This window comes from Balneicella halophila (genome assembly GCF_003096835.1).
Classification (GTDB): domain Bacteria; phylum Bacteroidota; class Bacteroidia; order Bacteroidales; family Balneicellaceae; genus Balneicella; species Balneicella halophila.
The window spans coordinates 16,301-41,490 of sequence record NZ_QENZ01000004.1 but is presented as its reverse complement, the minus strand read 5'-3'; the positions used below and the strand labels follow the sequence as shown (position 1 = coordinate 41,490).

At 35.4% G+C, this 25,190-nt stretch carries 28 protein-coding genes and 1 tRNA gene; 14 read left to right on the top strand and 15 right to left on the bottom strand.

All coding sequences use genetic code 11. From position 1 onward, the window contains the following. The first annotated feature begins 29 nt into the window (after positions 1-29). Genes C7377_RS05100 through rodA form a run of 5 tightly spaced genes read left to right on the top strand, consistent with a single transcriptional unit; the run spans position 30 to position 5,636 of the window. Complete coding sequence (locus tag C7377_RS05100) at positions 30-1,049, top strand: rod shape-determining protein (RefSeq protein ID WP_116496273.1); 1,020 nt, start codon at positions 30-32, stop codon at positions 1,047-1,049. Positions 1,050-1,076: 27 nt separating this feature from the next. Continuing rightward, entirely contained in the window at positions 1,077-1,883 is an 807-nt protein-coding gene (gene mreC / locus C7377_RS05095; protein WP_116496272.1) for a rod shape-determining protein MreC, read from the top strand. After that, a complete protein-coding gene (locus tag C7377_RS05090) occupies positions 1,876-2,394 on the top strand; it encodes a hypothetical protein (RefSeq protein WP_116496271.1) in 519 nt (172 codons plus the stop codon). Before mreC ends, C7377_RS05090 begins: the two co-directional genes overlap by 8 nt. Next, positions 2,387-4,252: a penicillin-binding protein 2 gene (gene mrdA, locus C7377_RS05085; RefSeq protein ID WP_116496270.1), complete on the top strand. Its 1,866-nt coding sequence runs from the start codon at positions 2,387-2,389 to the stop codon at positions 4,250-4,252. Before C7377_RS05090 ends, mrdA begins: the two co-directional genes overlap by 8 nt. After that, the gene (rodA, locus tag C7377_RS05080; protein ID WP_116496269.1) at positions 4,236-5,636 is read left to right on the top strand and encodes a rod shape-determining protein RodA; all 1,401 of its coding nucleotides are present in this window, start codon (positions 4,236-4,238) and stop codon (positions 5,634-5,636) included. The genes mrdA and rodA overlap by 17 nt, the downstream gene beginning before the upstream one ends. On the opposite strand, the gene C7377_RS05075 is transcribed toward rodA, so the two are convergent. The 8 genes from C7377_RS05075 to C7377_RS05040 form a co-directional block, all read right to left on the bottom strand. Then, on the bottom strand, positions 5,611-6,213 hold the full coding sequence (locus C7377_RS05075) for an acyl carrier protein phosphodiesterase (protein ID WP_116496268.1): 603 nt from the start codon (positions 6,211-6,213) through the stop codon (positions 5,611-5,613). The two genes, rodA and C7377_RS05075, sit on opposite strands and share 26 nt — an antisense overlap. Positions 6,214-6,222: 9 nt before the next feature. Further along, positions 6,223-6,894 (bottom strand): inorganic pyrophosphatase, encoded by a 672-nt coding sequence (locus C7377_RS05070; protein WP_116496267.1) that lies wholly within the window; start codon positions 6,892-6,894, stop codon positions 6,223-6,225. 103 nt (positions 6,895-6,997) lie between these two features. Beyond that, entirely contained in the window at positions 6,998-8,902 is a 1,905-nt protein-coding gene (gene dxs, locus C7377_RS05065) for a 1-deoxy-D-xylulose-5-phosphate synthase (RefSeq protein ID WP_116496266.1), read from the bottom strand. A 32-nt stretch (positions 8,903-8,934) separates the two neighbouring features. Continuing rightward, entirely contained in the window at positions 8,935-9,405 is a 471-nt protein-coding gene (gene rnhA, locus C7377_RS05060) for a ribonuclease HI (RefSeq protein ID WP_116496265.1), read from the bottom strand. A 3-nt stretch (positions 9,406-9,408) separates the two neighbouring features. Then, positions 9,409-11,553, bottom strand: a complete 2,145-nt coding sequence (locus C7377_RS05055; RefSeq protein ID WP_116496264.1) for a S46 family peptidase — start codon at positions 11,551-11,553, stop codon at positions 9,409-9,411. 20 nt (positions 11,554-11,573) lie between these two features. Further along, complete coding sequence (locus tag C7377_RS05050) at positions 11,574-12,167, bottom strand: ribonuclease HII (RefSeq protein ID WP_116496263.1); 594 nt, start codon at positions 12,165-12,167, stop codon at positions 11,574-11,576. Positions 12,168-12,232: 65 nt separating this feature from the next. After that, positions 12,233-12,550 (bottom strand): hypothetical protein, encoded by a 318-nt coding sequence (locus C7377_RS05045; protein ID WP_116496262.1) that lies wholly within the window; start codon positions 12,548-12,550, stop codon positions 12,233-12,235. Positions 12,551-12,629: 79 nt separating this feature from the next. Continuing rightward, entirely contained in the window at positions 12,630-12,950 is a 321-nt protein-coding gene (locus C7377_RS05040) for a DUF202 domain-containing protein (protein WP_116496261.1), read from the bottom strand. A gap of 162 nt (positions 12,951-13,112) precedes the next feature. Here C7377_RS05040 and C7377_RS05035 point away from each other — a divergent pair, with 162 nt between their 5' ends. After that, positions 13,113-13,676, top strand: coding sequence for a hypothetical protein (locus C7377_RS05035; protein WP_116496260.1), 564 nt, complete (start codon positions 13,113-13,115; stop codon positions 13,674-13,676). 83 nt (positions 13,677-13,759) lie between these two features. Here the strand turns inward: C7377_RS05035 and C7377_RS05030 are convergent, their stop codons facing one another. Next, positions 13,760-15,229, bottom strand: coding sequence for a M48 family metalloprotease (locus C7377_RS05030; protein ID WP_116496259.1), 1,470 nt, complete (start codon positions 15,227-15,229; stop codon positions 13,760-13,762). 119 nt (positions 15,230-15,348) lie between these two features. Here C7377_RS05030 and C7377_RS05025 point away from each other — a divergent pair, with 119 nt between their 5' ends. Next, positions 15,349-15,990 carry a deoxynucleoside kinase gene (locus tag C7377_RS05025; protein WP_116496258.1) on the top strand — a complete coding sequence of 214 codons (642 nt, stop codon included), beginning with the start codon at positions 15,349-15,351 and terminating at the stop codon, positions 15,988-15,990. Here the strand turns inward: C7377_RS05025 and rlmN are convergent. Next, positions 15,979-17,013, bottom strand: a complete 1,035-nt coding sequence (gene rlmN / locus C7377_RS05020; protein WP_116496257.1) for a 23S rRNA (adenine(2503)-C(2))-methyltransferase RlmN — start codon at positions 17,011-17,013, stop codon at positions 15,979-15,981. The genes C7377_RS05025 and rlmN overlap by 12 nt on opposite strands. After that, on the bottom strand, positions 17,003-17,716 hold the full coding sequence (gene pnuC, locus C7377_RS05015; RefSeq protein WP_116496633.1) for a nicotinamide riboside transporter PnuC: 714 nt from the start codon (positions 17,714-17,716) through the stop codon (positions 17,003-17,005). Before pnuC ends, rlmN begins: the two co-directional genes overlap by 11 nt. A 135-nt stretch (positions 17,717-17,851) precedes the next feature. On the opposite strand from pnuC, the gene C7377_RS05010 reads away from it, so the two are divergent. Further along, on the top strand, positions 17,852-18,379 hold the full coding sequence (locus C7377_RS05010; protein WP_116496256.1) for a hypothetical protein: 528 nt from the start codon (positions 17,852-17,854) through the stop codon (positions 18,377-18,379). Between the two features lie 72 nt (positions 18,380-18,451). Here C7377_RS05010 and C7377_RS05005 read toward each other — a convergent pair whose 3' ends face one another. The 4 genes from C7377_RS05005 to C7377_RS04990 form a co-directional block, all read right to left on the bottom strand. After that, entirely contained in the window at positions 18,452-19,024 is a 573-nt protein-coding gene (locus tag C7377_RS05005; RefSeq protein ID WP_133241464.1) for a hypothetical protein, read from the bottom strand. 24 nt (positions 19,025-19,048) lie between these two features. Beyond that, positions 19,049-19,888, bottom strand: a complete 840-nt coding sequence (locus C7377_RS05000; RefSeq protein ID WP_116496254.1) for an OmpA/MotB family protein — start codon at positions 19,886-19,888, stop codon at positions 19,049-19,051. 98 nt (positions 19,889-19,986) lie between these two features. After that, positions 19,987-20,385, bottom strand: a complete 399-nt coding sequence (locus C7377_RS04995; protein ID WP_116496253.1) for a hypothetical protein — start codon at positions 20,383-20,385, stop codon at positions 19,987-19,989. 12 nt (positions 20,386-20,397) lie between these two features. Beyond that, positions 20,398-20,964 (bottom strand): RNA polymerase sigma factor, encoded by a 567-nt coding sequence (locus C7377_RS04990; protein WP_116496252.1) that lies wholly within the window; start codon positions 20,962-20,964, stop codon positions 20,398-20,400. Positions 20,965-21,119: 155 nt separating this feature from the next. Here C7377_RS04990 and C7377_RS04985 point away from each other — a divergent pair, with 155 nt between their 5' ends. From C7377_RS04985 to C7377_RS04960, 6 genes are all read left to right on the top strand, one after another. Beyond that, a complete protein-coding gene (locus C7377_RS04985) occupies positions 21,120-21,959 on the top strand; it encodes a peptidylprolyl isomerase (protein WP_243408300.1) in 840 nt (279 codons plus the stop codon). Positions 21,960-21,972: 13 nt separating this feature from the next. Beyond that, positions 21,973-23,058: a mannose-1-phosphate guanylyltransferase gene (locus C7377_RS04980; protein ID WP_116496250.1), complete on the top strand. Its 1,086-nt coding sequence runs from the start codon at positions 21,973-21,975 to the stop codon at positions 23,056-23,058. Positions 23,059-23,164: 106 nt separating this feature from the next. Continuing rightward, positions 23,165-23,749 carry a 30S ribosomal protein S16 gene (locus C7377_RS04975; RefSeq protein ID WP_116496249.1) on the top strand — a complete coding sequence of 195 codons (585 nt, stop codon included), beginning with the start codon at positions 23,165-23,167 and terminating at the stop codon, positions 23,747-23,749. A 20-nt stretch (positions 23,750-23,769) separates the two neighbouring features. Continuing rightward, the gene (gene rimM, locus C7377_RS04970) at positions 23,770-24,297 is read left to right on the top strand and encodes a ribosome maturation factor RimM (protein WP_165806855.1); all 528 of its coding nucleotides are present in this window, start codon (positions 23,770-23,772) and stop codon (positions 24,295-24,297) included. Positions 24,298-24,370: 73 nt separating this feature from the next. Further along, positions 24,371-24,441: transfer RNA gene (locus C7377_RS04965), tRNA-Gln, on the top strand. Positions 24,442-24,666: 225 nt separating this feature from the next. Beyond that, positions 24,667-25,173 carry a fibronectin type III domain-containing protein gene (locus tag C7377_RS04960; protein WP_116496247.1) on the top strand — a complete coding sequence of 169 codons (507 nt, stop codon included), beginning with the start codon at positions 24,667-24,669 and terminating at the stop codon, positions 25,171-25,173. Positions 25,174-25,190: the final 17 nt, after the last annotated feature.

Genomic DNA, 25,190 nt, shown 5'->3' with positions numbered 1-25,190 from the left:
ATTTTAGGCAATTCGAAATAAGATAAGATATGTTTTCATTTTTAACAGAAGAGGTTGCTATTGACTTAGGCACCGCAAATATAATAATCATCCTTAATGATAAAATTGTCATTAATGAACCTTCTATTGTTACTGTTGACCGTTCTACAAAGAAACTTGTAGCACTTGGCACAGAGGCACAAATGATGCTTGGACGTACTCACGATGATTTGGTAACTATCCGTCCACTACGTGATGGGGTTATTGCTGACTACAATGCTGCAGAGAAAATGCTTACGGGCTTCTTAAAGAAGATTACGAAGCGTTCAAGCATATTTCCACGTTCACTAAAGATGGTTGTTTGCGTTCCTTCTGGAGGTACTGAAGTAGAAATGCGTGCGGTGCGTGACTCTGCGCAGAATGCACAAGGTCGCGATGTTTATATGATTTATGAACCTGTTGCAGCGGCTATTGGTATGGGCATTGATGTTTCAGCGCCAGAAGGCAATATGATTGTGGATATAGGTGGAGGTACTACAGAAATTGCAGTGATTGCCCTAGGTGGTATTGTAACTAATAAATCCATACGAGTTGCGGGTGATGAATTTACTCAAGATATTACGGAATATATGCGTCATCAGCATAATATTAAAATTGGTGAACGAACTGCCGAGCAAATAAAAATACATGTCGGTGCAGCAACCTCAGAGCTTGAGGACCCACCAGGAGAATACAGCGTTTCTGGTCCAAATCAAATTACATCTTTACCTGTAAACGTACCTGTTGTTTATCAAGAGGTAGCTCATGCTATTGAGAAATCGATTAATAAAATAGAGTTTGCCATTTTGGACGCTTTAGAACAAACACCACCAGAACTTTACGCAGATATCGTAAGAAATGGCATTTATCTTGCGGGTGGCGGTGCATTATTACGTGGACTTGACAAAAGGCTTGAAAAGAAAATAGGTATTCCTTTCCATATTGCAGAAGATCCTTTGAAGGCTGTTGCTCGTGGTACTGGCATTGCTTTGAAACATAGCAAAAAATACCAAGCTGTTCTTTTTAGATAAAATAGAAAATAGTGAGAACCAATAACTATGGGAATTCTCTCCATTATTTGGAAGCGATTTAAAACTTTAATTGTTTTTATTTTTCTAGAGGCTATTGCCCTTTGGCTATTACTTTCATTAAATGTTTATCAAAATTCTTTTTTATTTCAAACGACTACAGCTATTCGCACCAACTTTCTTAATACATTTACTGTATGGGATAACTATCTTAATTTAGCTTCTGAAAATAGGAGCCTTATTAGCGAAAATGCTCGGTTAGCAGAAGAACTAAAAAACAAAAGTGTTTTGGTGAGCTCTCCTCCAAGAGAAATTGCTGGACAATATCATTATATACCTGCAAAAGTAGCTTACAATTCTATAGGAGCTCCTGACAACATTATTGTTGTAAATAAAGGATACAAAGATGGTATACGTTCTGATATGGCGGTAGTATCTTCCACAGGATTAGTGGGTGTAGTCTATGCTGTTACAGAAGATTATGCCTCCGTCATGCCCATGATTAACACCTCTTTTAGCTGTTTAGTATCTGTTGACGGCAACACTCTAAGTGCCAATACTTCATGGGACGGGACTGACTTTAGGTATATTGATGTAAAAGGAGTGCCTCTTCACCTTACCATCCAGCAGAATGATTCCGTTTTCACAAATAACAATTCTACAATTTATCCAAGTGGAGAATTAATAGGTTTAGTAGAATCTGTGGAGAAAGCAGATTTAGGGAAGTCGTTGTCATTACGAGTAAAGGTTTCTACCAATTTTTCAAAGCTTCAAAATGTTTACATTGTTGAAAATATTGACAAACCACAATTAGACAGTCTGGTAAATAATGAGTAATTTTATAAAAAATATAATTTGGTGGACAGGAGTATTGTTATTGCAAATGGCATTACTTCTTTACTTTAGACCTACCATGGTCTATACACCCTATATTTTTCTAATACTTCTATTTCGCATACTCTATACCATTCCCCGTACAATAGTGTTGCTTATTGCTTTTCTCACTGGATTGTTTATAGATGCTATGGTAAATTCCTGGGGAGTTCATGCATTTTCTGCTGTGTTTATTGTTTTTATTCAACCAGCAATAGTGAATGTTTTTTCACAACAAGCTTTAGGAGAAGAATCAAGCTTTTCATTTCAAACAATGGGGAAGCTTCGCTACACTCTAGCAATGTTTATTCTTCTTTTTATCTACCATGCATTGGCATTCATATTATGGAATTTTAATTTCAACTATTTTTTCTTCTTCCTTTACAAAGCTTTCGTTTCATCTGCTATAGCTACTTTCATTATCTTACTACTTTTTAGTATTTTCAAATCTAGAAAAGAGCTTAGCAATGAGTAGCTATTACAATCGCCAATTTATCATCAGAGCAGTCATCATTGTTGTTGGAGTCATTTTCATAAGTCAACTTGCTTATTTGCAATTGTTTGAAGATGAATATAGCAACAAGGGGTTAAGCATTTCGCATATTGAAGAAATAAAAACAGCCCCAAGAGGTTTAGTATATGACCGAAAAGGCACACTTTTAGTAAATAATACAAATAGCTTTGCCTTAAGTGTTATTCCACGTATTGCTAAAGAGAAAGGACTTGACACGACATTGCTTGCAACGCTATTAGAGATTCCAAGAGAAGACTTAATCGAAAGACTTGATAAAGCGTCAAAAGAAAGCAGGTACTATTTTAAATATGCAAAAGTATTCAATAACCTGACGCCAGTACTTCACGCTAGAATGAAAGAATACTTGTACAAGTTTCCGGGCTTTACCCTTGAAAAGTCCGAAGGACGCTCCTACAACTATCTTTCCCTTGCTCACACTATGGGCTATGTAAAAGAAGTGAATGATAAAGAGTTGGCAAAAGACGAATATTATAGATTGGGTGATTATATCGGCAAGGCAGGGATTGAAAAAACCTATGAGAAAGAGTTGCGTGGAGAAAAAGGAGCAGCTTTTTTTCTCCAAGACAATAAGCAAAGAATTGTTGGTCCCTTAGAAGAAGGTGCTAGAGATATCGAAACCATACCTGGGAATAATCTAACTTTATGCATCGACATTGATCTGCAAGAATATGCAATGAAGCTTATGAACAATAAGCGGGGAGCTGTCATAGCCATCAAACCATCCTCAGGTGAGGTGCTCGTGAAACTATCTTCTCCTACGTTTAACCTAGACAGTCTTTATGGTATCAACGGGGGTAAATATTATCAAAGCCTGAACATGGATAATGAAAATAAACCGTTGTTTGATCGTACTATCTTAGCGCAATATCCTCCAGGCTCAATCTTTAAACTCATAAATGCTGGAATTGGGATGCAAGAAGGAATTATTACTTCCTCCTACAGAAAATCTTGTCATGGCGGTGCTAGCATCGGAAACTTTTTTATGAATTGCCATGAACATTCTTCTCCTGTCGGTGTATTATCATCCATACAAAACTCTTGCAACCCCTTTTATTGTCATTTTTTTGTAGACCTATTACATAATTCTAAATTTAGAAGTGTACAGGATGGTTATAAGCATTGGAGAGATTATGTCATATCATTTGGTCTAGGTCAAAAACTAGGCAGTGACTTTCCCACTCAACGGACTGGAAATATTCCAACGATAGAATATTATAACAAGAAACTAAAGAGAAAAAACTGGGTTGCTTTAAACATTGTTTCTGTTTCGATAGGACAAGGAGAATTAATGATAACACCTCTACAAATGGCTAATATGGTAACTACAATAGCCAATAAAGGTTATTTTTATACGCCACACGTAGTAAAATCAATTGGAGATAAAGGTAAACGAGATGAATATACGGAGAAACATACAACAGCTATTGACGCTGACTATTTTGACATCATCCATCAGGGAATGGAGAATGTCGTCAATTCGGGAACAGGTACGTTAGCCAGAGTACCTAATATAAGAGTTGCTGGTAAAACGGGTACGGTGCAACATACCGGCAAGGGTGAAGCTCATTCTGTATTTGTAGCTTTTGCACCAGTTGAAAACCCGCAAATTGCACTGTTGGTATATGTAGAGAATGGAGTTTGGGGAGGTAGATACGCAGCGCCAATTGCAGGTTTATTAATAGAAAAATATTTAACAGATTCGATATCTCCATCAAAAAAATGGATTGAGAAACGCATGATGGAAACAAGTCTTATAACACCAAAAGAAAAGGAAGTAAAAAATGACAGTATCCAATAAATCAAAGGTTGACCTACCAATGATTATCTACTATATTTTGCTCGTAGCATCAGGATGGATTGCTATATATATAGCTGATTTCCATGTAGATGCTGTCGGATTTCGTCATAGCAACCAACAGCTTTGGATAGTGATTTCCAGCATTGTTGCTATTATCATTCTGTTGCTAAATAAACGATTTTTTATTGACTTCGCCTATCATTATTATGTAATATTAATGCTGGTATTAGTCGCTGTATTGCTGTTTGGTCAAGAGATAAATGGTGCAAAGGCATGGTTCCAATTTGGGAGTTTTAAGATACAACCTGCGGAATTTGCTAAAATAGCGACTTGTTTGGCTTTAGCAAAATACCTAGAAGCTATTGATAAACCGCTTCATAATCATAAAGATATCATTGTTGCTCTCAGCATCATAGCGATACCTTTATTATTCGTTATTTTGCAGAATGATATGGGATCTGCTCTAGTTTATTGTTCCTTTTTCATTCCGCTATATAGACAGGGATTTTCTCCTACACTATTTTTTATTGCAATATCGGCAGTACTTATTACAATCTTCACTTTAAAATGGGGAACTCCTATTATGTTTCTTGCTATTGCATTGATTGGTCTCTACCAATTAGTACAATTGCTAAATAAACGAAAAAAACGACTGCTTTGGTTATTGCTTATTCCGTTGGTTTTATATATTTATCTGCACTATTATCAATTTCCAAGTGTTCCTAATGCACTACTGTATTCATTTATAATTTATACATTATTGTTATTTATAATTGTTTTCAACCCTAATAAACGGATGATTACAAAAAAATCTATACAAAAAATGATGACTTTTGGCGCAATTATTAGTGCTATCGGTTTATCTTTTTCTTTAACTTATCTATTTGAAACTTTACTGCAACCTCATCAAAAAGAACGAATATTGCAGGTTATCGGTGAAGCGAATGAGAGCTACAATATCATGCACTCAAAGATTGCTATCTCTCTTGGAGGATTCAGCGGTCAGGGATTCCTTGAAGGTACCCATACAAAGTTGGCTTACGTGCCTGAGCAAGAAACAGATTTTATATTCACAACCATAGGTGAAACTTATGGATTTCTTGGTAGTTCTTTTATTATCATTTTGTTTGTTCTCTTTATGATGAGAATTATTACACTAGCAGAACGCCAAAATGCAGTTTTTAGTAGAGTTTATGCCTATGGTGTGGTGGCTATTTTCTTTTTCCACTTCCTGATAAACATAGGAATGGTAATCGGGCTCTTACCTGTTATTGGTATTCCGTTACCTTTTTTCAGCTATGGAGGCTCTTCCCTGCTTGCTTTTACGATTTTACTGTTTATCTTAATAAAATTAGATACTAGGAGGGAAGATAGGGTAATTTAATCCTAAAGTCTTTTTTTATTTCTGCAATGATTTCCTTAAAAAAATCATTAAACTCTCCATTAAAATCATTGTAGTAATCATACAATACTTCCATTGCAAAATCTGTTTTATCAGGCAATGAGGTATGAATGCTCATAATTTTTAATGTACGTTCTATTCCTTCAAAGGATTCATTAGCAACCAATCGTTTACTCTGAATTAAGAACGGCAGTAGTTGCTGTGCCTTGTGTGGCATATCAAAGTAATATCGAGATAAAACTTTGTGCATCTTCTCTGCAAACTTATTCAAGGAAATATGATGATATTCTTCCCAATTGATAGCAAGAAAGTGATCATAAAAAATATCAACAATAACTCCAGAATACTTACGATATCCGGGGCGCAATCGTTCTGATCCTTTTCTTATAAAGGGATGTGCGTCAGTAAAAGAATCAATAAATCGGTGTAGAAAAACACCTTTCTGAACTGTCTTATTGTATTTCAAATATTCTCGCCCTTTCAGAGAATCTCCTAAGAAATTCCCTAAAATAATATCAGAGTTATTACCCGAAAGGTATAAATGGGCAAGGTAGTTCATAGAATTTTATCAAACGCTACTTAATACTTGATTTAAATTTTCAAAACGGCCTTTATAATCATTTATCGATAATCTTATCACCTCAAAAGCTTCTTCACTCCCATATACATGAGTAATCTCAGCATCGGCATCTAGACCGGGCATATCCTTATAGGTCAAAAAATAATGTTTTAATCTTTGGATAATAATATCTGGACAATCAGAAACGTCTTTATAATCACCATAAGTAGCATCACCTATAAGTACTGCAATTATTTTGTCATCCGCTTCATTACCATCTAACATACGGAAGCCACCAATCGGGCGTACGGTAGCCAACAAGTCCCCATGAGAAATTCCTTTTTCCGTAAGAATACAAATGTCTAATGGGTCGCCATCTCCCTTGATGTTTTCCTTTCCTGATTTTTCCGCTGAATAATCACCTACCCCTTGACCGCAAAAGGTTTGAGGTAAAAAACCATACAGCGCAGGAACTACATTTGAATATTTTTGTGGTCTGTCTATTTTTAGATAACCGGAAGTTTTATCAATTTCATACTTCACAGTATCAGTTGGAACCATTTCAACAAAAGCTGTGCATACATTTGGAGCATCTTCTCCAATATCAATCCCATGCCAAGGATGAGATTTATAACGCAATCCCATCAAACGAGCTATAGGATCATTTATTTTATTACGCATTTATTTTTTATAATTTTGGTTGATTATAAAAACAAAGGTAGCAAATGTTTGCTAAGTAATAATGTTATTAGAAATTTTTAATTGAGAGACTGTATCTATGATATTATTTCGACCTTTGCATTTCACGAACCGTGGTTATAATACCATCTTTGTCATAACCGCACTCATGATACAATTCTGCTTGAGTTCCTTGTTCTATGAATTTATCTGGAATACCAAGCAGCCTAATTTCTCCTTTGTAACCTTTCTCCATTGCATAATCAATAACTGCAGATCCAAACCCACCAATAACGGTGCCGTCTTCTACGGTAATAATTCGTTCGTATTTAGAGAAAATAGTATCTAATAACTCTTTATCTAAAGGCTTCACGAATCTCATATCATAATGCCCTATTGAAACCTCATTTTCAAGATCTGTCACAGCTTTAGCTACTTCAACCCCAATGGCTCCTATGCTCAAGATAGCAATATCTGCTCCTACAACTAATTCTCGACCTTTTCCTATTTCCATTTTAGTAAAAGGTTGTTTCCAATCGACTAAAATACCTCGACCCCTTGGATATCTAATTGAAAATGGACCGTAACCTCCTAATTGGGCGGTGTACATCATATTTCTAAGCTCAACCTCATTTAGTGGCGCAGCCACAATCATATTAGGGATGCAACGGAAGTACGCTAAATCAAATGCTCCATGATGTGTTGCTCCATCAGCACCAACCAAACCTCCCCTGTCTAAACAGAAAACAACATCTAGATTTTGCAAAGCTACATCATGAATCACATTATCATAAGCTCTCTGCATAAAAGTTGAATAGATATTACAAAAAGGCATATAGCCTTTCGTTGCTAAACCTGCTGAGAAAGTAACTGCATGTCCTTCGGCAATTCCCACATCAAAACTACGGTCAGGGAATGCTTTCATCATTATATTCATGGAAGAACCTGAAGGCATTGCCGGAGTTATTCCTACAATTTTCTCATTCTTTTCAGCTAATTCCACTAAAGTATGACCAAAAACATCTTGAAATTTTGGAGGTTTATGCTTGTCTTCCGGATTTTTAGCAATAACGCCTGTTTCTTTGTCAAATACCCCTGGGGCATGCCAAATTGTTTGTTCCTTTTCGGCATACTCATATCCTTTTCCTTTCTGTGTCACCACATGCAACAACCGAGGTCCGGGTAAGTCTTTTATATCATCAATAACATTAATCAGTCGCTTTACATCATGACCATCTACCGGCCCAAAATAACGTATGTCTAGTGATTCGAATATATTCCCTTCTTTCAGTATAAATGATTTTATACTATTCTCCATGTTTTGGATAACACTGCGTGGACTCGGTTTTACTCCATCTAAAACACCCAGAGCTTTCCAAATATCTTGCTTCATCCTATTATAAGTCTTAGAAGATGTAATATCTACCAAATATTTATTGAGTCCTCCTGTTACGGGATCAATAGCCATATTGTTATCATTTAAAATGATAAGGATATTTGCTTTATTCATTGCTGCATTGTTCAGACCTTCGAAAGCCAGACCACCAGTTAGTGAGCCATCACCAATCACGGCAACCGTTTGCTTTTCACTATTGGATAACTTTGCCGCCACAGCCATACCCAGTGCAGCTGAAATAGAGGTAGATGCATGACCCACTCCGAAGCAATCATAAGGACTTTCCGCTCTTTTGGGAAAACCGCTGAGTCCTTTGTATTTTCTGTTGGTGTGGAATTTGTCTCGACGTCCTGTCAATAATTTATGAGCATAGGCTTGATGCCCCACATCCCAAACTAAGTTATCTTCGGGAGTGTTAAATATATAATGTAATGCAACAGTAAGTTCTACCACGCCTAGACTAGCTCCAAAATGTCCAGGATTGCATGAAACGATATCTATGATAAATTCCCGTAATTCTACACAGACTTGTTCTAGTTGCGTTTTCTTCAGCTTTTTCAGGTCATCAGGAGAATTTATCTGGCTAAGCAATGGATAATAGGTCTCTGTCTTCATAAACGTCAAAAATACTATTTTTTAGCAGATTTTCATAGAAGTTGCTTTTGTGAAGCCTCGTAAACGCTGTCAACTTTTAGATTTGAATTGTGGGAGGCAGCTACAGCCAACTCGTCACAGCGTTCATTTTCAGGGAGTTCATTATGCCCTTTTACCCAAACAAATTTCACACTATGTTTCGGGTATATTTTTAAAAAGCGTTGCCACAGATCAGGGTTTTTCTTGCCTTTGAACTGCTTTCGTTGCCAGTTAAATACCCAGCCTTTCTCCACGGCATCAACGACATATTTCGAGTCCGAATATATAGTGACTTTACTGCCTTCTATTCGCAGTGCTTCTAGCGCCACAATAACGGCTAAAAGTTCCATTCGGTTGTTAGTAGTACAACGATAGCCCTCAGCCAACTCTCTGCGATACTTACCCGAAAGCAACACCACACCATAACCACCTGGTCCGGGATTGCCTCGGGCCGCACCGTCAGTATAAATAATTATCTCACTCACAAACTATTCCTCTGTTTGTACAGGCTCATCGCCTAAACCTAATTCATCGATAATATGTGATGATTTTCCTAATTTCTCAGTGATATATAGAACATAACGTACATCAACAATAATACTTCTCACCAATCCTTCATCAAACTGATAATCTCCAGAAAGTCCTTCTGAATTTCCATCGAAGAGTAAGCCAACCAAACGACCTTTTGCATCAAAAACGGGAGATCCAGAGTTTCCTCCAGTAGTATGCGTTGTTGCAATAAAACAAACGGGCACAGTACCATTAGAGGCATAACGTCCAAAATCTTTATTTTCGTATAGTTTTACAAAATCATCAGGCAATTCATAAAATTCTTTATCTGAATTATATTTTTTCATTACTCCCTCTAATGTAGTGAAATAAGGATAAGTAGTTTCTTCATCAATTACCAAGTCTTTTACATGACCATAAGTCAAACGAATTGTACTATTAGCATCAGGTGCTAATATTTCTGTAGCACTCTCTGCAATCCCTTTTTTATACAATTCTTGATTTTCACTAAACTTGCTAGTAGGTTCTTTAATTTCCTTTCTCAACTCACTATAAGAGTTAGCTACAGAATTGGCAAATTGGTATAAGTCATCATTTTCTAGAGTTGCTTTGTCTTTCATATCAACCACTACCTTCTTGTACCCTTCATAGGTTTTAAACACAGAACTTTGAACAAGTGATTGTGCATACAGTTCGTAGTTGCCATTAAATTTATCTTGAATTGTTTCTTTTACATCATTAAAATAATCTTCATTCGTAGTTTCAAAATACTCTTTTAGGAGAGCTGCCATAATCTTGGTCTCCGTTTCAATATCCATATTTTTGTAAAAACGTTTCGCTCTTTCTACAATTTCATCATCATTCTTTGCATTGAAAAAGTACTTGTTGTCAAGTCTACTCAAAAAACCGACTAATTCCATTCCGTAAAGTGCTTCTCTTTGTAAGATAAGCTCACGAACGTTATCTTTTCTTGCATCTAATGCTTCTTGAATATTCTTAAATACATCTTTATATTCTGCTTGTCTTTCAGGAGATTCATTCACCCACTCGATAAATGTTGCTTCTGCTTTACGTTTTTGTCCCATTATATCAATCTTATCAAAAGCGATATTCTGAGAATTAGCATGTTTCCAATAGTTTGAAACTCCAGCTTGTTTAGAGCTATATTTTATACGAATAGTATCATTCTTCTTCATTTGCTCTTCCATTACACGCAGTTTTTCAGTACGAACAGCATAACGGATTTTATTGGTAATATTTTGACGCTCTTCTACTTCAAAAGATGTAGAGTACATATCGGTACCGCCTGGGTAACCCAAAATAAACACAAAATCATCTGCCGAAACTCCTTCGGTTGAAACTTCAATATGATAAGGTGTATTCAAAGGTTCGTTGGTTTCGCTATAGTCTGCAGGCTTACCGTCTTTATCCCCGTAGATACGCAGGTACGTAAAATCTGCAGTATGACGTGGCCACATCCAATTGTCTCTGTCTCCTCCAAATTTACCCAAAGACATAGGCGGAGCACCAACTAAACGAACATCTCTAAAAATTCTGCTTACGAAAAGAACATACTTCGTTCCGCCTAACATTTCTCTTACAGATGCAGCAACATCATCAGCTTTAGATTTCTCGAATTGGATCATTTGGCTAACGATCTGATTCAGCTTATTCTCTTTTTCTTCTCCTGATAAACTGCCAAGCTTAGCTAAAACTTCTGTAGTAACATCAACTACTTTTACAGGTACACGTACTGAGAGTCCTTCGACTGGTAACTCCTCCTCAAAACGAGTTGCCCAGAATCCATTTTTCAAATAATCATGCTCAACAGATGATACACTTTGAATACTTCCGTGTGCACAGTGATAATTAGTTAATAAAAGACCGTTAGCTGAGATGATTTCACTTGAACATCCACGTCCGAAGTGAGGTACTTGATTGGCTAAACTTGTACCATCAGCAGAATAAATTTGCTGTCCTGAACATGCACAACCAGCTTCGATCAGTTGTGGCATCATCTCTGGAATATCAGACAATAAATACATTCCATCCTTTGCTTGAACTGGTATCAACGTAACTATGCCAAGACATAGTAGCATCAATAATTGTTTAAATAGTTTCATGATATTGGTTTTTATAATTATTAAAAATTTAATTCATATTGTTTGTCTAACAAAGAAAATGATTTTCTGTGAAAGGGTGTTATCCCAAACTTGAGAATTGCCTCTTTATGAGTCGCAGTTGGATAACCTTTGTTACAATTCCAATGATAATTTGGGTATTTTTCATGCAACTCACACATGTAATCATCTCTATGTGTCTTAGCTAAAATGGACGCGGCAGCTATGGATTCGTACTTGCCATCACCTTTCACAATGCAGGAATGGGGTGTATTTGCATAGGGATAAAAACGATTCCCATCTATTGCTAAATACTCTGGCTCTGTAGTTAATTGAGCAATGGCTCGATGCATTGCAGTAATAGAAGCTCTTAAAATATTTAGTTCGTCAATTTCTTCAGCACTTGCTGAGGCAACCGACCATATAGAATATTTTTCAATAACGTCTCTAAGTGTATTACGATTCTTTTCACTGAGTTTTTTGGAATCGTTTAATGCTGTTTTTGGAAAATCAGGAGGCAGAATGACGGCTGCCGCATAAACAGGTCCTGCCAAGCATCCTCTACCTGCTTCATCGCTACCAGCTTCCACACAGTTTGCTTTGAAAAATCTTTCCATATAAGCAAAGATAAGAATTTCTATGAAACAGTATATTTAGATGTTGTTATAAAAGAGAGGAGTTTTTATTCACTCCTTTTTGTAAAATTTTCAAGGAAACTAGTGGTTTTCTTTATTTTTTTATTTTTGCTAAAAACATGAGCATATAACCATGTTATCGTAAAAGAGGGAATAAAATCTGTCCCGGGTAACGCTTCTTCTACAAAAGTGAAAAGCCCTGCAGCAGCACCAGCTTCTTCTTTAAACATCTGGTAGTTTAGCCACCCTGCTACAGGTGCCCAAACGATATCTATAGTTTCTCCGATGCCTAATACAGCATAGCTTAAATAACCAAAAGCATCAAGGAGAACACAAACAATCAGTTTAATCCACTTATTCTTCATACTGATATCTATACAGTTTTCGTACCAAAACTTAATAATGGGAAAGTTGTCATATTAATAAAAAGATGTATCAAAAAATTTATTCTTCAGGGAAAAGCCCTTCTTCATACATTACCTTTATATGTCTTTTTAACTGATAGAAGCGTATGATACCTATGAAAAATAGTAATCCACTGAAAAAGAAACATAGGTAAGCTAAATATGGAATATGTTCAAACTCCTTCACATTTAAGAATGCTATCCCTGCAATAATTAAATATATTGATGATCTAATATAAGTTAACAATGTTCGCTCATTAGCCAATTTTGTGCGTTCAAGTGCCAGGTGATCACGTAAAATAATCTTTTCCTTTACTTCAAAATTATTGGTAAACCTTAATAATCTACTTTTTTTTCTCATTAATATTTCCTTTTAAAACTAAAAATAGTTAATATTTTCCTATTGTACGTGGTGATTTTAAAATTTACTCTAACTTTAAAATAATAATCTAGAATTAGGCATTCAATTTGTTGCGCTTATTACGGATCAAAACTTTTAAATTTTAAAATATCAAGTAAAGTCATGAGAAAAAAATTACAATTAATTGTTTTTATTATGTTGTTTTTTGTCATGGGCTGTAATAACAAACAACATAATAATAACACGAGTGAGAGTGAAGAAGTAACATCAGATGATAGCACCCCATGGGGCTATAGAAATGTGATGAAAGCTTCAGATTACGATTTTATAGTTTCCGCAATCAATGGTGAAAATACCACCATAAAAATCAGAACAGTGGGATTGAAAGAGGAATACAAGGAATCATTTCCTATTGAAGGACAGGTAAAAGATAGCTTTATGGCTGATTTAAACAATGACAGCTTAGAAGAATTTTATTTAGTTATATCACCAACCGATGATAGTGGCAACCTTCAATTACTGGGTTTTGCTATAAATGACTCAGAAAACATATCAATGATTGCAATTGATGTCTTGAAAGAAAATCGAGACATGAACACTGATAGTATTGAATTGAAAAACAATAAACTTTTTCGTCATTACCAAGTAAATGGAATAACAAAGAACTATCAGTATGAGTTATTCTCTAGAAAGACCGGTTATTTACTAAAACCTATAGAACAGTAACCATATATATTCTTCGATGCAATAAATTAAAAAGAGAATGCAACGGTTGCATCCTCTTTTTGGGATCTTAGCTAAATGCTACATTATTTACCTATTGTTTTCAGTAGGGTTCCAGCTTCAACTCTATCAGTTAAATTCATATTATTGAGAATAGCCAGATTTGCTAAATCTTTATTCGGTACTCCAAAAGAGCGTAATGCCTGTTCAACAGTAGTAGAACGAGAAACTGTTTTCACACGAATTCTATCTGGTTTACGATTCATTTTTGAATAATCTGTCAGACGAGCAAATTGATTCATCGTATTCTCAAAAGTATTGTAGTAAGAGTTAAATGACTTTGGAATAGCAACCCCATGAAACGCATAAACCGTCTCTCCGTATTTTATAAATGAAGAAAGTACTCTGACCTGCTCAACATTTCTACCTTGCTGATCTTTACCCATCTGAGAAGATACTGTAATCAATGCTGGGAAATCATTAATAGTCGTTTCTTTATTTTCTCTAACTTGCAGTTTTAGTTGCTGCAATGAGGTTTGTGCTGAATTCTTCAAGTCTCCTTTTCCTGCCAATGTAAACATCATCATCGCTTTGCCATCTTTCGGTGCCATCTGAACCTGTTGTGGGGTGTTTTGCAATTGCCAACCTCGTGGAACTGGGAATTCAAACTTAAGTTCAGGATGATAAAATACACCATTTTCGACGTATCCTTGTCGGGGATCTTCTCCGAAAATAATACCATCAATCATGCGAAGATATCTATCTCTTCCAACTTTTAGATTATCAGATGTATTCAATGAATTTTGCCATTTTTCCGCTTGTTGCTTAACGGCGATGTTTCTGTTTGCAGGATTAGGGTGAGTTGAAAGATAGGTTGGTATCCCCTGAGGATTATCTCGCAATTGAAGTCGTTCTAAAACTTGAAAAAAATCAGCCATTTCTTTCGCATTGTACCCTACCTTTGTAGAATATTCTACACCCAATCTATCTGATTGTGTTTCGTCATCTCTACTGTGTTTTAAAAAAAGTAATTGTAGACCTTGTGTTGCAAGATTCCCAAATTGTTGGAGTTCAGGAAAAGCTACCATTCCTCCAACTAGCAAACCACTATACAAAGTTTGTTTTGACTGTTGTGCTGCAGAGTGTCTTGCCGTAATATGTCCAAGTTCGTGACCTAAAACACCCATAAATTCAGCCTCACTATTGAAATGCGCCATAATACCTCTGGTAAAATAGACATAACCTCCAGGAACTGCAAAAGCATTTACTACTGGAGAATCAACAATTTGAAATTTATAAGGCAAGTTAGGACGATGCGAAATTTTCGCCATTTCATTACCCTTTCTATCAATAAATTCTTGCAATTGTTTGTCTTCATATAAGCCCATCGTTGCGACTACCTGGGGGTTATATTGTTTTCCCATAGCGAGCTCCTGTTCTTCCGATATAAACATCAATTCATTTTTCCCAGTTACAGGATTTACAGCACACGAATGAAGTAAAAAAGCAATAAAAATTAGTGCTATTGCCTTTAGTAGTAAAGAAGTGTTTTTCATATTTCGTTGTTTTTCAGTTTTTTAATTCAAATGAATATAAAAATAACATAAATTGTGCCTAAATTTTTGAGCACTTTGATGTCAACATATTCCGGGTATAATTAGTACTTTTGTTAATTATGTTCTGCTATAAAAATATCATTATTGAAGGGAATATCGGAGTTGGTAAAACTACGCTGTGTAAACGGTTAGCAAAAAAACACAATGCTATTTTACTCCTAGAAAGCTTTGCTGATAATCCTTTCTTACCTCAATTTTACAAGGAACCTGATAAATATGCATTCACAGTAGAGATGGCTTTCCTTGCAGACCGATATACCCAACTTAAAAGAAAAATACAAGAGCAGGATTTGTTTAGCGACTTTATTATTTCAGATTATTACTATATGAAATCCTTGATTTTTGCCAAACAAACACTTAATGACACAGAATTTCAGCTCTACAGGCAGTTCTTTAACATTATTTACAACGCTATGCCTAAGCCAGATTTATATGTCTATTTGCATGCAGATGTAGCACGATTAATGCAAAATATCAAAAGTAGAGGACGTAAATATGAGCAACACATAACTGAAAAATATCTTCTAGATATCCAACACAGCTACTTTGAATTTTTTAAAGAACATAGAGATTCTTTCCCCATTCTTATTCTAGATATTACTTCTCTAGATTTTGTAACAAATGAAGCTGACTTTGCTCATTTGGAGGATGCTATTTTGTTTTCAAAATACAGCGAGCCTATCACTCGATTATTTTTCTGATTGTAGCTTTTTGGTGGACAGCATACCACAAGCCGCCTCAATATCCATCCCTCTTGACGTACGCACTGTTGCCATAAGTCCTTTATTGATTAAAGCTTCTTTAAAATGATAAACCACCTGATCATTAGGGCTTTTAAGAGGACTATTAGGAATGGGATGAAAGCGCATCAGATTAATTCTGCATCGAATGCCTTGTAAGATTTTCACTAATTCTTTTACATGTTTATCAGAATCATTAATTCCTTCAAACAATATGTATTCAAACGACACACGCCTATGATTATCAAAATCAAACTCTCTCAAAGTATCTAAAACATCTCTTATTGGATAAATCTTCTGTACGGGCATCAACTTTTTACGCTCTTCATCAAATGGAGAGTGAATACTGATGGCTAAATGACAACCTGTTTCCTCCAGAAAACGTCGCATTGCTGGAATAATACCAATAGTAGAAACCGTAATGCGCTTTTTACTCATATTTAAACCATATTCTGATGTAAGAATTTCCAATGTATTCATTACCGAATCTGGGTTATCAAAGGGCTCACCCATTCCCATAAAAACGATGTTTGTCAATTCATCTATTTCTGGTAAATTAGCGACTTGGTTTACAATCTCACCTGGCGTAAGATGTCCTTGCCAGCCTTGCCTACCCGTCATACAGAAAGCACATGCATAGCGACAACCCACTTGTGATGAAATACAAAGTGTGTTTCTCTTTTCATCAGGGATGTAAACGGCCTCAATGAATTTTTCCTTCCCAATAACCGGGTAAAGATATTTTTTTGTACCGTCAACAGATTCACTCACTTGGATATAACTTGGGCAAGTAATGCTTGCATTTTCTTCTAAAAAAACTCTATGCTTTTTTGAGATATTGGTCATTTCTGCAAAATCGTACACCTTATGCTGATAGAGCCATTCTGCTATTTGCTTACCCATATACTGAGGCATGCCCCACTTCTTAACGATTTCAGTTAATTCACCTAAAGTTTTCCCGTAAAGCTCTACTTTATCTACCATTTTGTTTTCTTCTTACTACATCTTTTCTCCATGCAAAATAACCAATAACTGCTGGAATTAAAAATATAAAATATTGGAAAGCAGTGATCCCATAGCCCCGGAACAAATACATCGGTATGGCTACAAGGTCTCCTACAATCCAAAAAATCCAATTCTCTAACTTTTTACGTGCCATCAACCACATACCGACAAAAAAAAGTGCTGTGGTAAATGTATCTACATACTGAATCTTAATGTCAAAAGAGATATTATCTTCCCTCAGCCAATAAAAAGGTTCTGGCAATTGGCTTAATACTTCTGTATTGAATCCACTTTGGATATAGGGTTTAAAGTGGTAAATGAACAAAACCAAGACAATAGCTCCTAAAAAGATGAAACTAGCATAAAACTTCTCTTTGTGTGTCATTGTAGTCACAGGTATCGTCATGCTATTTTCGTCAACCTTACTCCACATGTACCAACCATAAATGCTCATTGTGAAATAGTAAGCATTGATGAGTGTGTCGCCATAGAGTCCCCAACCAAACAGCAAATAAACGTAAATAGCTGTACTGATGATTCCCGTTGGATAAACTAAGATATTCTTTCGTGCAGAAAATATAACACTCGCAATACCCAACAAGGCAGCTATAAGCTCTAAAACAATTTGAAGATTACTATAACCTTCATATGGCTCTATCAAAAAATCAATAATTTTCTCCAAAATGACATAGTTTGGCACAAAAATAGCTATTTATTCAGTCTTATTGATGTGAAATGAAAAAAGGATATTATTTTAATTCTTACTAGGTACATTTCTCACAAAGTAATTTTTGAATAATATTAAAATAGCGAAATTATGAAACGTGTTTTTTCAATTCTTATGTTAGCAGTCCTATGTTTAGGATTTACAGCATGCAGTGATGACGATGATGACAAGAAAGTGACTTGGCCAGAGGAAATTTCCGATACCCACTCTTATACAAAGAAGCTTTTGGTTGCTGAAGGTGCAGGATTTGACATTCCACTGGAAATTAAATTAGAAGATTTTTCTAATGTAAAGGATTTTCAAGATAAAATAAGAACTGCAGAAGCTAAAGCAGAGTCTTTTATCAAAATAACAGGAGTAACTGAAGGTGAACACAACTTCGAAACTCTAACTTTAAGAGTAAAAGGAACGAACATCCAGCTAGTTCTTACCAATGTAGATAAAGACATGACCTATAATGGCGTTAAAACTGATCTACCTTTTTTAGATAAAGTTGTAGAAAGACTTGCAAAACAAAAAGAGATTACTCTTCAAATAAAAGGCACTTCGGATAAAAAGATTAATGAAGACGTAGTTCTTCAGCTTAATTTAAGTGCGTTATTTAAAATGAGAAAATAGTATATCATTCTATATATCAAAAAAGCCTTCTCATCATTTGAGAAGGCTTTTTTAATGCACAATATTTAACTTCTATTCTTTTATAATAAAAACACTAGGCATTGGATTATGTGGGCTTATCATCCATTGGTCAGTAAAGTAGTTAGGTTCAAAAATACCAACAAGAACACCTACAACACCTACAACCACTCCTACGCTCACAGCTAAAACTAAAGTTATAACAATGTTTCTGCCAGTATCAGCCAAATCTTCTTCTACTGTATTGGTATAGTTATTGGCATCATAAAAGTCAGATTCATCATCAGCATCTAAATCAGCATCAGCAAGCCATACTCCGGTAACAGCACTGGCATTTCCAACATCTCTGAACATAATGCGTTTTCTCTTAGCGCTTTTTATACTCTTAATTGGCACACGTTGCCCTGTACTCAGATAAGCAAAATCTTTATCTACGGCTATTAGTTTAGCTCTGTAGATTGTATTATCGCTACCGGCACGTAATTTCACTTTTTTACCTAAACGAATAAGTTTTGTTTTGTTTCCTTTGGTTAAAAGCAAACCGCTATGCTCTTCTTGTGCTACTGCCGTTAAAGCGATAACACAACCAAAGAATAGCATAGCGGTTTTGATAAATAGCTCTTTCAACAGAAAAAGAATGAAATCAATTGATTAGTTCATCTTTTCTCCTGTGCTTTGCTCCATTAATTTAATAAATTCATCAAGCTTTGGCAGAATAATAATTTCAGTACGACGGTTTAGACTACGTCCCTCTGGTGTAGCATTAGATGCTTTTGGCACATATTCTGAGCGAGCACCAGCTGTAATTCTTGATGGATCAATCTCTAAATCATCATGCATATAGCGAGCAATAGTTGTAGCACGCATCGCACTTAAGTCCCAATTATCTTTTAAGCAAGCTGTAGAGATAGGCTTTGAATCAGTATGTCCTTCAATGAGCACATCATAAGATTGATAATCATTAACAATCTTTCCAATCTTAGCTAATACCACTTTCGCATTGCTATTCAGCTCATATCTTCCTGATTTGAAGAGCATTTTGTCTGAAAGTGAAATAAACACCACACCTTTTTTCACTGAGATTTCAATATCTTCATCAGACACATCGCTTAGTGAGCGTTTCAAATTGTTGCTCAAAGCTCTGTTCAGTGAATCCTTTCTGTTGTTTGTTGCAATAAGTTCTCTGATATATTTGTTTGAAGTACCGATTTCCTCAACTAATTTTTCAATATTAGTACCTCCTTTATTGATACAGTTATTCAAAGCATCTTGTAAGGATTTATTGCTACGTTCTAATGTCGCTATCTGTGTTTCCAATTGTGTTTTATCAGCTCTTAACCCAGCAACTTCATTAGCGCTTCGGAACATTTCACTGTTACATTCCTCTAGTTCTTGCTCTTTTTGCATTTTGTAAGCTTCAAAATCCTTCTTGCTTACCCCGCATGAGGCAACTAATCCTCCTAGTAATAGAATTAAAAAAAATCTTTTCATTTTGCTATAACTTTTAATAAATTTAATATAATAAAATTTCTTATCAGTAGGCTAAGATAGCGATTTAATAATAATCTTCCGATGTTTTTAACAGTATTTTAGAAAAACTTTCCAGGACAACATTTTGTTTCTTCTATACGATCTCGTACAAAGAGATAAATGAGAACGCCTACTATCGCTATAATTGTAAATACTGCAGTAAAATTATAGGTGGCGATGTATTCTATGATGTTGGCATAAACATTTCTGAGCACTCCTATCATATTTGACATGGTCAACCATTCGCGAATATTATAAAACAGCCAACTCTCAGCTACAACAATCGCTATCATTATATAAAATGCCTGTGTTTCCCAGAAATATCGAAATGTAGTATTAGTCGCTTCAGGATATTTTTCCTCAATTCTCCCCATAATTAATTGTGTCATTCCGTCAGGGGCTTTTTCTTGAGGCAACTCCTTAAACAATCCTTTTAAATATATATCATTTTTATTCATGCCTTTAAATTTTTAATATAAAGTATCAACATCCTCCTGCAACTCCAAAACTAACAAATCATAGAGTTTTTTCCGAGCACGATACAACTTTACTTTTACATTAGAAATACTTTCATCCACAATTGCTACAATCTCATCTATCTTCATTTCATCCAGATAAAAAAGCTCTACTATTAAGCTATCTTCTGGTTTTAACTGTTGCAAAGCCTTTGCCAAAAAATACTTTTGTTCTTCTCGCTTTAGCGGTTCAAGCACACCCACCAAATCTTTCGTCTCCACTACATCATAGCTCTCTAAAGCAACTTCTTGCTTGTGTTTGCCGACTGATCGTAATTTTGACACCGACGTGTTGTATGCAATACGATATATCCAGGTAGAAAATTTAGACGTACCTTGAAACATTGCTAAACTCTCAAACACTTTTAAAAATACGTCTTGCACAATCTCTTCAGCATCTTCCCTGTTACCAGACAACCTCAATGCTAAAGCAAAAACTCTGTCTTTATACTTATCGATAAGCATAGCATAAGCCGAAGTTTTTCCTTTTAAGATTTGAGTTATCAGTGTTGTTTCTTCCATCTTCTACCCCTTAAGACGCATGTAACACTATTTTAGTTACACATTTCTATAATAAATAGTTTTTTACAAGGATAGCATTAGCTTTTTTTAACAACTTATATTCTTCTTACTTACATTCAAAAATAGTATCTTTGACCAAAAGATATTATTAAACAATGAACATGAAAGCTTATCCTACTTTATTTATTCTACTTACTATTAGCTTATTTGCATGTGCTAATAATTCCAAAGATAACGAAAACAGAAAACAAGTCCGTTTAGAAACAAGTAAAGGTGATATTCTCATTGAACTTTACAATGAAACCCCGCAACATAGAGATAATTTTATCAAACTTACGGAAAAACATTTTTTTGATGGAACATTATTTCATCGTGTCATCAACAATTTTATGGTACAGGGTGGTGACCCCGACTCTAAGAATGCCAAACCTGGTGAAGCGTTGGGTAATGGAGGACCTGGATATGATATTCCTGCAGAAATAAAAGAAGGATTATTTCATAAAAAAGGAGTAATAGCAGCAGCGCGTCTAGGTGATAATATAAACCCTGAAAGGAAGTCCTCCGGTTCACAGTTCTATTTAGTCGAAGGTAATGTATTTACAACAAAGCAATTAGAGAATATGGAAAAATCGAAAAATACTCCTATGCGCAAAAAGCTCATTGAAACGATGAAAAAGGAACATGAAGCAAAGTTAGATTCTTTGATTGCATTACAAAAAGAGACCGGCGATACGCTATCTCTCAACAATTTTGTAGATGAATTAAATGCCAAGATTGATAAGAGAATTGAAGAGGATGGATTTCATTTTACTGATGAGCAAAAAAATGCTTATACCACAGTAGGGGGCGTTCCTCACCTAGACAATGCCTATACTGTATTCGGAGAGATCGTGGAGGGCATTGAAGTGGTTGAAAAAATCTCTGACGTAAAAACTGATAAGCGAGATCGTCCTTTAGAAAATGTGATAATCCTAAGTGCAACAGTAGTAAACTAAATTTCAGACAGTAATGATAAACAACAATCACTTTTGTGTAATAATGGCAGGAGGTGTAGGAACACGATTTTGGCCTTTGAGTACTCATAAAGTTCCCAAACAATTTATTGATGTTCTTGGTGTGGGACGTACATTTATACAAATGACCTACGACAGATTTAGAAGAATTTGTCTTCCTGAAAACTTTATTGTAGTAACTGGAGCTCCATATAAAGATTTAGTGCTTGAACAACTTCCCGAACTGCAAGACCATCAAGTACTTTTGGAACCACATCGTAAAAACACTGCCCCTTGTATTGCTTATGCAAACCATCATATAGCAGCAAAAAATGAGAATGCAACCATAGTAGTGACACCTGCCGATCATCTTATTATGAAAGAAGATGAATTTGAGCGTGTTATCAAACATGGATTTGAGTTTGTTGAAGAGTATGATGCACTGCTAACTATAGGTTTGGAACCTACACGACCAGAAACAGGATACGGATACATACAAAAAGGCGTTCAAGTGACTGATGAGATAAATGAAGTAAAAACATTTACCGAGAAACCAAACAAGGAATTAGCTAAGGTATTCTGTGATTCGCATGAGTTTCTGTGGAATTCTGGAATGTTTCTGTGGTCTTTAAAAACGATTAACAGATCTTTTGAATTGCATTTACCACATCTCAACAATTTATTTGCAAAAGGGAAGGACATTTTCATGTCTACTAAAGAGCAAGATTTTATCAATAGTATTTATGCCGATTGCCAAAACATTTCCATAGATTATGGTATTATGGAAAAAGCGCATAATGTTTATGTTCATACCGCAGACTTCGGATGGTCAGACCTTGGCACTTGGGGTTCATTGTATGCAAATAGCTGTCAGGATAACAAAAATAATAGCATCGTTGGGAAAAATGTGAAACTTTATGAATCCTCTGGCTGTATTGTTCACATTCCCGATGACCATATTGCCGTAGTACAAGGTTTGAAAGACTATATTGTCGTACAGAAAGAAAATAGATTATTGGTTTGCAAGAGAGATGAAGAACAGAAAATTCGCCAATTTGTGAATGATCTAATGCTCGATGATTCTGCTATTGATTTTATCTAATTCAATAAATATTGTTATTATTTTATGAAAAAGGTGTATCTTTGCGCTCGTCTTACGAGTTAAGACCTAAGAATTTATTTATATAATAATTTAAACGCATTTTCGTATGCCAACAAAAATCAGATTAGCAAGACACGGAAGAAAAGGATATCCTTTTTATTCTATAGTCATTGCAGACAGCAGAGCTCCACGAGATGGACGCTACATTGAAAAAATTGGGACTTATAATCCTAACACAAACCCTGCTACTATTGACCTAAAGTTCGAAAGAGCTCTATATTGGTTGCAGGAAGGAGCACAACCAACTGACACAGCAAGAACATTGCTTTCTACTGAAGGTGTTTTAATGAAAAAACACTTATTAGATGGAGTCAAAAAAGGTGCTTTTGATGAGGAAACTGCAGACAAGAAGTTCGATGCATGGTTTGCTGACAAACGCAGTAAATTGCAGGCACAAAAAGACAAATTGTCAAAAGAGACAGAAGCTGAAACTAAAAAACGCTTAGAAGCTGAAGCTGAAGCTAACAAAGCAAAAGCGGAAGCAATTGCAAAAAAGAAAGCGGAAGAGTTAGAGGCTGAAAAAGCTGCAAAAGCAGAAGCAGCTGCTGAGGCAGAAGCTAAAGAGGCTGAAGAATCAGCAACTGAAGACAGTGCTGAAGCAACAGAGGAAGAAGCTCCCAAAGCAGAATAAAACAAAAAAGTCTATCTAAAGTGTTTGTCAAAGAGAAATGTTTTTACTTAGGTAAAATTATACGTTCTCATGGCATACACGGACATTTAGTTTTAGCATCAAGCATACCTCTTGATACAGCAAATACAAAGGAACCATTTCTAGTCGATATTGACGGAGGATTGGTTCCTTTTTATTTGCATAAAAAAGAAGGTCTGAAAGACAGAGATCACCAATCGTACCTCATCCGTTTCGACCATGCTTCTACCAAAGATGATGCAGAAAAATATATTGGTAGTGATGTATATTTAGAACACACACCTTTTGTAGATGAGAGTTGCGAAAAGCCAAATTTAAATATTTTTAGAGGATTCGAGATTTTCTCAGAAGACAATAAACTAGTAGGTACTGTTCTGGATATTGTTGACTACTCAGGAAATACACTGGTAAATATTCATTCGAAGAATGGCGAACTGCTGCTACCTTTTACAGAGGAGCATATTGTTGATTGGGATTTAGATAATAAGAAAATCATCTTGCGAATTGCAAAAGGATTATTAGACATCTAAATACTTTTCTATCTAAATATTTTGCAATTTTAGATTTTTTACCTACTTTTGTGCCGTTCTAAAAAGAACATATTGTCCCATGGTGTAATGGTAACACACCGGTTTTTGGTGCCGTTATTCAAGGTTCGAGTCCTTGTGGGACAACAAAACACGCTAGAAGTTTATTCTTAGCGTGTTTTTTTTTGTTTAAATCATTTCTTGTTGATTATAAATTATTGCTTCAAAAGAACAATTGAATTAATCTGTCAGTACCCCTTAACAAAACTTCACCTATTCATATCAATCTGGTAACAATAAATTTACATTCGATTTTACATCTTGACATACTTTTGGGTACGACAAATTACAATTTCGATAAATCCTTAAATTATGTTTCGTAAAAAAATTTCATTGCTGATTAGTTTAATAACATTCTTGTTTATTACTAATAGTTTCTCTCAAATAGATCCATATCTGCAAGCTGTATCACCAAATTCTATACATATTAACTGGATTTATTCTGAAGAGACATCAAAAGTTATTTACGGAACATCTCCAGATAATTTAGAGAATGAGGTTATCGGTTCATATGATGATTTTTGCAACTACAATTATCACTCTATAAAACTAGAGAACTTAGCACCTAATACTAAATATTATTATAAAGTAATGTCTGGAAATCTATCTTCTGATATTTTCAGCTTTAAAACTTTGCCAAACCCGGGAGAAGCTGTTACTCAGGATGGTCATATCAGACTTTTAATACTTGGAGACAATCAGTTAAACAATGAACGATATGAAAAATTTGTTAGAGCTGCTAAAAAGAAAATTACAGAGAAATATGGACCAGGGTCTCCAGACGATGCTGTTACAAGCATATTTATGGTTGGTGATTAAGTAGATGCCGGAACTTG

What these genes read in the sequence shown, in the direction of transcription:
- C7377_RS04975 (WP_116496249.1), top strand. Translation starts at nt 23,165, where the DNA reads ATGCCAACAAAAATCAGATTAGCAAGACACGGAAGAAAAGGATATCCT.
- C7377_RS05040 (WP_116496261.1), bottom strand. Translation starts at nt 12,950, where the DNA reads ATGAGAAAAAAAAGTAGATTATTAAGGTTTACCAATAATTTTGAAGTA.
- C7377_RS05055 (WP_116496264.1), bottom strand. Translation starts at nt 11,553, where the DNA reads ATGAAACTATTTAAACAATTATTGATGCTACTATGTCTTGGCATAGTT.
- C7377_RS04990 (WP_116496252.1), bottom strand. Translation starts at nt 20,964, where the DNA reads ATGGAAGAAACAACACTGATAACTCAAATCTTAAAAGGAAAAACTTCG.
- mreC (WP_116496272.1), top strand. Translation starts at nt 1,077, where the DNA reads ATGGGAATTCTCTCCATTATTTGGAAGCGATTTAAAACTTTAATTGTT.
- C7377_RS04995 (WP_116496253.1), bottom strand. Translation starts at nt 20,385, where the DNA reads ATGAATAAAAATGATATATATTTAAAAGGATTGTTTAAGGAGTTGCCT.
- C7377_RS05100 (WP_116496273.1), top strand. Translation starts at nt 30, where the DNA reads ATGTTTTCATTTTTAACAGAAGAGGTTGCTATTGACTTAGGCACCGCA.
- C7377_RS04985 (WP_243408300.1), top strand. Translation starts at nt 21,120, where the DNA reads ATGAACATGAAAGCTTATCCTACTTTATTTATTCTACTTACTATTAGC.
- C7377_RS05035 (WP_116496260.1), top strand. Translation starts at nt 13,113, where the DNA reads ATGAGAAAAAAATTACAATTAATTGTTTTTATTATGTTGTTTTTTGTC.
- rlmN (WP_116496257.1), bottom strand. Translation starts at nt 17,013, where the DNA reads ATGGTAGATAAAGTAGAGCTTTACGGGAAAACTTTAGGTGAATTAACT.
- C7377_RS05010 (WP_116496256.1), top strand. Translation starts at nt 17,852, where the DNA reads ATGAAACGTGTTTTTTCAATTCTTATGTTAGCAGTCCTATGTTTAGGA.
- rodA (WP_116496269.1), top strand. Translation starts at nt 4,236, where the DNA reads ATGACAGTATCCAATAAATCAAAGGTTGACCTACCAATGATTATCTAC.
- C7377_RS05050 (WP_116496263.1), bottom strand. Translation starts at nt 12,167, where the DNA reads ATGGAAAGATTTTTCAAAGCAAACTGTGTGGAAGCTGGTAGCGATGAA.
- dxs (WP_116496266.1), bottom strand. Translation starts at nt 8,902, where the DNA reads ATGAAGACAGAGACCTATTATCCATTGCTTAGCCAGATAAATTCTCCT.
- C7377_RS05000 (WP_116496254.1), bottom strand. Translation starts at nt 19,888, where the DNA reads ATGAAAAGATTTTTTTTAATTCTATTACTAGGAGGATTAGTTGCCTCA.
- C7377_RS05070 (WP_116496267.1), bottom strand. Translation starts at nt 6,894, where the DNA reads ATGCGTAATAAAATAAATGATCCTATAGCTCGTTTGATGGGATTGCGT.
- C7377_RS05025 (WP_116496258.1), top strand. Translation starts at nt 15,349, where the DNA reads ATGTTCTGCTATAAAAATATCATTATTGAAGGGAATATCGGAGTTGGT.
- C7377_RS05075 (WP_116496268.1), bottom strand. Translation starts at nt 6,213, where the DNA reads ATGAACTACCTTGCCCATTTATACCTTTCGGGTAATAACTCTGATATT.
- C7377_RS05090 (WP_116496271.1), top strand. Translation starts at nt 1,876, where the DNA reads ATGAGTAATTTTATAAAAAATATAATTTGGTGGACAGGAGTATTGTTA.
- C7377_RS04960 (WP_116496247.1), top strand. Translation starts at nt 24,667, where the DNA reads ATGTTTCGTAAAAAAATTTCATTGCTGATTAGTTTAATAACATTCTTG.
- C7377_RS05030 (WP_116496259.1), bottom strand. Translation starts at nt 15,229, where the DNA reads ATGAAAAACACTTCTTTACTACTAAAGGCAATAGCACTAATTTTTATT.
- C7377_RS05045 (WP_116496262.1), bottom strand. Translation starts at nt 12,550, where the DNA reads ATGAAGAATAAGTGGATTAAACTGATTGTTTGTGTTCTCCTTGATGCT.
- mrdA (WP_116496270.1), top strand. Translation starts at nt 2,387, where the DNA reads ATGAGTAGCTATTACAATCGCCAATTTATCATCAGAGCAGTCATCATT.
- C7377_RS04980 (WP_116496250.1), top strand. Translation starts at nt 21,973, where the DNA reads ATGATAAACAACAATCACTTTTGTGTAATAATGGCAGGAGGTGTAGGA.